This window comes from Xenorhabdus entomophaga (genome assembly GCF_037996725.1).
Taxonomy (GTDB): domain Bacteria; phylum Pseudomonadota; class Gammaproteobacteria; order Enterobacterales; family Enterobacteriaceae; genus Xenorhabdus; species Xenorhabdus khoisanae.
The window spans coordinates 1-7,168 of record NZ_JBBMXH010000144.1 but is presented as its reverse complement, the minus strand read 5'-3'; the positions used below and the strand labels follow the sequence as shown (position 1 = coordinate 7,168).

At 44.5% G+C, this 7,168-nt stretch carries 7 protein-coding genes and 2 pseudogenes; 2 read left to right on the top strand and 7 right to left on the bottom strand.

Features of this window, described 5'->3' with window-relative positions; genetic code table 11:
* Nucleotides 1-92: 92 nt before the first annotated feature.
* From AAC854_RS20320 to AAC854_RS20305, 4 genes are all read right to left on the bottom strand, one after another.
* Entirely contained in the window at nucleotides 93-1,163 is a 1,071-nt protein-coding gene (locus AAC854_RS20320; RefSeq protein WP_340618689.1) for a hypothetical protein, read from the bottom strand.
* A 131-nt stretch (nucleotides 1,164-1,294) separates the two neighbouring features.
* Nucleotides 1,295-1,714, bottom strand: coding sequence for a DUF6691 family protein (locus tag AAC854_RS20315; protein WP_340618688.1), 420 nt, complete (start codon nucleotides 1,712-1,714; stop codon nucleotides 1,295-1,297).
* Nucleotides 1,715-1,735: 21 nt separating this feature from the next.
* Nucleotides 1,736-2,164, bottom strand: coding sequence for a YeeE/YedE family protein (locus tag AAC854_RS20310; protein ID WP_340618687.1), 429 nt, complete (start codon nucleotides 2,162-2,164; stop codon nucleotides 1,736-1,738).
* On the bottom strand, nucleotides 2,154-2,486 hold the full coding sequence (locus AAC854_RS20305; protein ID WP_340618686.1) for a metalloregulator ArsR/SmtB family transcription factor: 333 nt from the start codon (nucleotides 2,484-2,486) through the stop codon (nucleotides 2,154-2,156). The genes AAC854_RS20310 and AAC854_RS20305 overlap by 11 nt, the downstream gene beginning before the upstream one ends.
* 164 nt (nucleotides 2,487-2,650) lie before the next feature.
* On the opposite strand from AAC854_RS20305, the pseudogene AAC854_RS20300 reads away from it, so the two are divergent.
* Nucleotides 2,651-4,301: pseudogene (locus AAC854_RS20300) on the top strand (FAD-dependent oxidoreductase).
* Nucleotides 4,302-4,412: 111 nt separating this feature from the next.
* Here the strand turns inward: AAC854_RS20300 and AAC854_RS20295 are convergent.
* Nucleotides 4,413-4,796, bottom strand: a pseudogene (locus AAC854_RS20295) (Rpn family recombination-promoting nuclease/putative transposase); the annotation flags it as partial.
* 266 nt (nucleotides 4,797-5,062) lie between these two features.
* Entirely contained in the window at nucleotides 5,063-5,203 is a 141-nt protein-coding gene (locus AAC854_RS20290) for a hypothetical protein (RefSeq protein ID WP_340618685.1), read from the bottom strand.
* Nucleotides 5,204-6,097: 894 nt separating this feature from the next.
* On the opposite strand from AAC854_RS20290, the gene AAC854_RS20285 reads away from it, so the two are divergent.
* Complete coding sequence (locus tag AAC854_RS20285; RefSeq protein WP_340618684.1) at nucleotides 6,098-6,466, top strand: hypothetical protein; 369 nt, start codon at nucleotides 6,098-6,100, stop codon at nucleotides 6,464-6,466.
* A 248-nt stretch (nucleotides 6,467-6,714) separates the two neighbouring features.
* Here the strand turns inward: AAC854_RS20285 and AAC854_RS20280 are convergent.
* A partial coding sequence (locus AAC854_RS20280; protein ID WP_479715129.1) for a phage tail fiber protein occupies nucleotides 6,715-7,168 on the bottom strand: 454 nt, incomplete at its 5' end.

The following is a 7,168-nucleotide window of genomic DNA, read 5'->3' as shown; positions in this document are numbered from 1 at the left end:
TACCGTAATCATTAACAGGGTGCTGATGATAAATCACAAATAAATAGTGGTCTTGTCCTATTTCAATGTATCGAGTCACCATGTTGGTCAATTTAGACCCGTTTGCCCTGGGTTTTTGCCAGCTCTGTTTTACCAACACCGGTAGGACCGGCGAGAAACAATACACCACGAGGTCGCCCGCTTTTATTGCTGCCGACACCGGTTACCGCCCGTTTAATAATATCCAGCAAATGTGTGACAGCGTGATACTGCCCTTTTACACGCCGTTGTATGATGTCATAGGCATTACGGATTTTATCCTTATCAATCTTTTGCCACGGATCTTCTGTAATACCGACTTTATACCGCCTGACCGCATCACTGATACGCGTGACCGGGACGTTCTCAAGACGGGCAAGCTGTACGATAGCGGTTAAATCGAGCAGTAACAGCCCTTCGGTTTCATCAATAAAATCATTTAGTAAAGTGGTATGTTCATCATCCGCCACCTGTTCAAAGTCCGGTAACGAACGCAATAACGTCGGTGCCAGTGCCCGGCGCATCTGTCCGTCAGGTTTGGCAACCGGAATGTGTCGGATTCGGGGATTATTAATCAGAAACCAGTCCGGTAAGTCGGTCTCTTTTTCGACTATCCAAAAAATGGTATTAAAAAATGGCTGGCGCTGTGCCCCTGCCGGGCGGGCTTTTGTCTGATGAGAAAGAATTAAGGCGCGGGTAAACAGGTGGTGCTCAATCACAGAGAGATTTTCACGCTGAGAGATCAGGCAGGACGCAAAATCCACACATAATGCTATCGGCTCATCCGGGTATTCTACCCATTTTTCCAATACGCTATTTAGCAGATCAATGCCACCGGGAATACGGTTGCCATTCATCGACAACCCCAGCCGTTGTAATAATGCCTGCCCTTGTACTTGTGACTGAGATGGATGATTGATTAAGGTAAATCCGGAAAGCGGGTTAAACGTCATAATATGCACATAGCCCATATCAAATAACGTATTTTGCAGAGCCTGATTCAATGCCAGCGGTGTGATAATTTCCGGCGCGATTTCATACGCCTGCAAATCCCTGACGTTACCGGATAAAATGAACTGACTTTTCAGAGGTAAAAAACGTTGTAAATCCCGTAACCAGCGCGCTTTCTGGAAAGTATTTTCCATGAAGATTAATCCATATTTAAAATAACGCTAATTAAAACAATATATTAAATATACAACTTAATAAAATCACAAGTATACCATCTATGTACAAATAGAAAACGTGAACGGAAGCGTGCCTACACTACTCAGGGTCATGATTTCCCCGCTTTTTCCAGCCATTGAAAGATCAGCATTCCAGCCACCATTGCGGTCACAAATACGAAACCTTTTAATGTGCCAGCCCCCAGTAATACCAGCCCGGGGCCGGGACAGATGCCAGCCAGTCCCCAACCGATACCAAACAGTACGCCACCTCCAATAAGGCGCTTATCAACCTGTGTCGCGGTAGGTAAGTGCATTTTTTCCACACACACCGGACGGTTTCTTTTTTTCGCCATCCGGAAGGCAAAGAAACCCACGCTGATGGCACCGCCCATGACAAACGCGAGTGAGGGATCCCAAACGCGGGTAATATCCAGAAAGCTAATGACCTTACCCGGGTCTGCCATGCCACTGACAATCAATCCAATGCCAAACAGTAATCCTGCCAGTAACGAGAAAACGCTGTTCATTGCTTGCTCCTGTTGGCGTTATTAACGCCAAAATCCTATAACCCAAACAGTTATAAGCGCTACAATCATGAAGGTCGCCGTGGCCGCCAGTGAACGCCCCGACAGCCTCGACAGTCCACACACTCCATGTCCGCTGGTGCAACCTGAACCATACTGTGTGCCAAGACCGACCAATATTCCCGCGATGATCAGTATCGACCATGATCCAGACAAATCAATGGAAGGCAATGGCGTAACAAGACGATAAAGCGAGGGCGATGCCACCACACCAAGCAAAAATGCCAGTCGCCAACCTTTATCTAACGCAGATCGTGACAATACGCCGCCGAGTATCCCGCTGACGCCCATTACCCTGCCGCAGAACAGGAGCAGCGCCCATGCGGCTGCCCCTATAAGAAGCCCACCAACAAAACTTTGCAGCGGGGTAAACTGTGCCATATCAATCATCATTACAAACATCCTCATCAATGTTGGGACAATAGAGCTCATACAAAGTGGTCAGCAATATCAATACATCCTGAGTGGCAATCCGATAGAAAATGTGTTTTCCCTCACGACGGGTTTCAACCAAATTTTGTCGACGCAATACCCCAAGCTGTTGTGACAGGGTAGGTTGCGTAATGCCCAGTGCCGTCTCCATTTCTCCGACTGAAGCTTCTCCTTGGCTAAGATGGCACAGGAGCAGCAGTCGATCTTCATTTGCCAGTGATTTGAGAATGCCTGCCGTTCTGGCTGCGGCGGCACGCATTTGCTGTTGATTGATATTGTTCATTGCGGCTCATACAATAAAGTAGTTTTATTAAGTTTTTTATATAATATAATAATGTATATTGTAGTGCAAGATGAGTACCGTATGTGATCAGGTAGCCATCGCTGTTTCATCATTAAACGTTTCTCTCTGGAGTAATTAGAACAGGTGGTAAGGCTATGAAAAAAATGAAAATCGTGATTGTCGGTGGCGTTGCAGGTGGAGCCTCTGCAGCAGTCAGGGCCCGTCGTCTGTCAGAAACTGCAGAGATTATCATGCTCGAAAAGGGTAGCTATGTCTCGTTTGCCAATTGTGGATTGCCTTATCACATCGGTGGGGACATTCCTGAAAGAGAGTCCTTAGTGCTGAAAACGCCGGAAGATTTTCAGCAGCGCTTTAAGATTGACGTTCGCCTCCAGCATGAAGTGTTGGGCATAGATACAAGCGCCAAAACTCTTCAGATAAAAAATGCACTAACAGGCAACATCTACACTGAATCCTGGGATCGTCTGTTACTCAGTACAGGCGCATCACCTGTAGTACCACCAATGCCAGGCGTACATCAACCAGGTGTATTTACGTTGCGATCGTTATCGGATATGGACAATATCCTCACCCATATTGAACGCCGCCACCCACAACACGCAACGGTGGTTGGCGGAGGATTTATTGGGCTTGAAGTGATGGAAGCCCTTTCGCACCGTGGTATTGACGTGACGCTACTGGAACAGGGTACACAGGTAATGACACCGGTTGATGCAGAAATGGCTGAAGTATTGCATCAGGAAATCCGCCGGCATGATGTTGATCTTCGTTTACAGACGGGCCTCACGGAGATTGCACAAACAAATGGGGAAGGCAAACTCCATATCACACTGAACAACGGCGAGGCACTGACCACAGACATGATTGTGCTGGCGATTGGCGTAAAACCAGAGTTAACCCTCGCCAGAAACGCCGAATTAGCCATTGGCCAGAGAGGCGGTATTCAGGTCGACGAATATATGGAAACCTCCGTGCTGGGTATTTATGCCGTGGGTGATGTGGTGGAAACCACCGAGTGGGTCACCAGCAAGCCAACGCTCATACCACTCGCTGGACCAGCGAACCGTCAGGGACGAATCGCTGCTGAAAATATGTTAGGCGGAAAGCGTCGCTGCCCACGTAGTCAGGGAACAGCAATCTGCAAGGTATTTGACTACGCAATCGCCAGCGTAGGATTGAACGAGAAAGTCCTACAGCGCGATAACTTTCGTTATGAAAAAGTTTTTGTCCATGCTGCCGACCACGCGAGCTACTATCCCGGTAGCCAACCTATATCGCTCAAGTTATTATTCGAACCAGTTTCTGGCATCATTCTGGGCGCGCAAGCGGTAGGAAAACGCGGTATTGATAAAACTATCGATGTTCTGGCCGTTGCACAGCGTGCAAGGTTAAGCGTTGACGATCTGGAAAACCTGGAATTTTCCTACGCACCACCTTTCAACAGTGCCCGCAGTGTCGTCAACCAAATTGGGATGGTGGCGAGTAACGTTCTACATGGTGGTACCCGTATCTGTCACGTTCCAGCAGCTGGATCCTGAACGGCAGATTCTGGTGGATATCAGAACGTTAGAAGAACTCAAAAAATTAGGGGGATTTGGGCTAGGCCTGCATATCCCCCTTGATGAATTGCGCCAAAGAATCAATGAATTACCAAAAAACAAAGAAATTCTGATCGCCTGTCAGTCAGGATTGCGTGGACATGTTGCCTGGCGAATACTGACCCATCTTGGTTTTCAGGCCCGTAATTTGACCGGGGGTTATAAAACCTGGCAGATGGTTAACACTTCCTGCTAACTCTTAATCTTTGCACCCGAAGCTTACTGCGTAACCAGATCCAGTGTATGTTCATTCAGTAAAAATGCCGATCTTTGATATCGGCATTTTGATGTGAAAGAGAATATTTGTTTAATGCTTTAGCGCTTCAATTTTATCCCGGCTCAGTCCGGTACTGGTGACAATAATATCCAGACTGACACCATGTCGTAATAATGCACGAGCTGTTTCCAGCTTACCTTCCTCTCGACCTTGTTCGATACCTTGCTTGATACCTTGTTCGCGCCCTTTTTGTTCAAGCTCTTCTGCAATAGTCATCAACATCGCTTCATGCTCCGGAGATTGTTCAATCAGTTGATGGACAAATTGTGAGAGATCCAGTGTATGTCCATTCAGTAAAATATAGCTTAACACAACATTACGCTGCTCGGCTGTATTATAACCCGCATTCAGTAGTGCCACCAATTGGGGGACCCATTCCAGCATATCCCGACATCGAATACGCAATAATATTAAATATCCAAATTAAACAATCTATTACATACAATTATTGTCTTCACAAACTTATATATGAACATAATTATGTACAAACAAAAAGCGTACTCAAAGCTGTACATAGAAAATGATTTTACGCTCGTTGGATAGGAAAGATTGAAGGTTATGGGTGAGGATGGAAAGGAATTTTCCGATTTCAAATCGGGAAATCACCACCATCTTCAAGGTGTGATATCACACCTTGGGTATAACGATTTCCATGATACCCTTTGCACTCACAGGGTTACTTAATGTAACTCAGTGACTAACGACGAATATCGTCGGAACCAATGATCACCAGTTTGCAAATATGGCGTCTGCTTATTTTTCAAGCCATCACTGTAACCCATTGATTTGTCCGAGGCCATCACTTTGACCACCCGAGACATCTCAATATTTCCAGTTCCCAAAGTGAGGACGAATGGAGTAATCAAGGAGTTATCGCCAAAGCGGGAATTCCCACTTAGGGGTGCTTTCAACCAACCCGAAATTATCGGGTAGGCCAAGGAATAACCAGACTGCAAATATGCCGTTTGAATATTTATCAATGAGTTACTGAGGTGTGAGATATTTTCCGCATACCATCGGCTGAAAATTTAGCCGATGACTGAGCGAAATATTTCGCCGATTGACAGGCCAAAGTGAGGACCACGGTATTCTTCGAGGTCACTGAGCTAATGACCTCGACAACGGGACCCCTCAACCTCAAGGAACCCCTATAGTTAACTCACGCCTCCGTTTGAAACAGAAGCGTGCTGAATTAAAGTCGGGAAATCCCGCTTTTAGCTAAGTCGTTGATTTTACTTATTTCTGTCACAGAGCCAGAGATTAATAGAATTAAGGGATTGATGCGTGGAATTATTTTATTTTAAATAAATAAATGTGGTTATAATGATTTCATTTAATTAAAAATAGAATAAATATTTATTAGTGATAATCAAATAAGTGAATAATAAAATTCACAAATCAAATGCTATAATTAATTTAACCAGATCAAATTTATGAAAAAATAAGTTTACTTTTAACCAATTAAAACAATACATTGTTTCAGCTTAGTTAAGATGAAGCTCTATCACGAATTAATCAATCAAAAGTATAATTATGAAGCCTCCTGCTTGAAAAAATGGTTGCTAAACATTATACGTTTAGTATGTTTCTTCATTTCTTTGATTAGATTGATTCGTGATGTGGATCAGTTAAGTTCGAGTGCCAGCTTTCGTGTAAATCATTTATCGCCAGCTGAGCCTCTCCCTATTTAACATCAGAAAAGTCAATAACATATTATGAATCAATTGGAACAGTATAAGTTTGATAAACTTGTTGAGATTGTAGCAACAACATTGGATAGCCTTTCTCTATTGTTTGAAGAGCTTGGCATTGATGGTATGCATAAGCTAACTAACCCATCATTAGCGCAATTAAGAGAGTTATTTTCTTATATGAAGTCAGAGGCTGAAAACCTTGAAAAAGATTTAGAAAACGCAACTGATAGTATCAACTCAGTTACAGCCTTGATGTATTTGCAAAACGTTAAACAAGGTTTACTATTTGCTGATTCTTTGCTAATTGGGATTGAAAAGTTTGATGCAGAATATTGCGAACGTGCTCACAATGATATTCGAAGTAATACTTTAGTTAGTCCACAATGGTAATATGATAAATCATCAACGAGGGATACTTAAATGAAAAGTCTAAATAATCTTTATGAAAGTGCTTTAAAACTTGAAACTATTATGAAAGAAATACACCAAAGAGCAGAAGCTATGCGCATGCAGGCCAGAAAGAAAGCTGCTTAAAGTGTACTCATTAAACTATTTTATGATATTCATTCAATTAACCACGGAAGCCACCACCCGGTGGCTTTTCGTTTAATTGCCTTCACTTTACCTGTTCAGTCTACTCACCCTCTGTCGCCATCCACCTCCCCCCACCTCAAATTCCACACCGAATCTTCCGGCATCTGGACACGGACGTCTAAGCGACAACCTTCGGGAATGTCACACGGCTCACCATCGGCATAGTAAACCTTCTCACCGTCCACGATTTCCTTTATCCGCTTGTTCTGGAACTGCTTGGGTAAATGGGTATGCTGACGGTGGAACGTCTCAATCGTGATAGTGCCGTCCTTGTGTACCTTATCGTCGATGTAGATGAGTTCCAGCCCGTTGTTGTTCTTCGGCGAAGAGATGCCGCCATGCACACCCCATGCCCCGTCGGCGTTATAGCCCAGTACACCGGATATCTGATAATGACCGAGGCCGAGTTTAGTGACCGTGGCCCCCTCGGATTCGTCGTTGGTGATGAAGGTGCCGTCGGGGTGGATTTGGATGATGGGGGAGGATTTTTTGATGTAC

Coding starts and splice junctions, on each gene's coding strand:
- AAC854_RS20320 (WP_340618689.1), bottom strand. CDS start 1,163: ATGGAAAATACTTTCCAGAAAGCGCGCTGGTTACGGGATTTACAACGT.
- AAC854_RS20315 (WP_340618688.1), bottom strand. CDS start 1,714: ATGAACAGCGTTTTCTCGTTACTGGCAGGATTACTGTTTGGCATTGGA.
- AAC854_RS20310 (WP_340618687.1), bottom strand. CDS start 2,164: ATGATGATTGATATGGCACAGTTTACCCCGCTGCAAAGTTTTGTTGGT.
- AAC854_RS20305 (WP_340618686.1), bottom strand. CDS start 2,486: ATGAACAATATCAATCAACAGCAAATGCGTGCCGCCGCAGCCAGAACG.
- AAC854_RS20290 (WP_340618685.1), bottom strand. CDS start 5,203: ATGTCTCGGGTGGTCAAAGTGATGGCCTCGGACAAATCAATGGGTTAC.
- AAC854_RS20285 (WP_340618684.1), top strand. CDS start 6,098: ATGAATCAATTGGAACAGTATAAGTTTGATAAACTTGTTGAGATTGTA.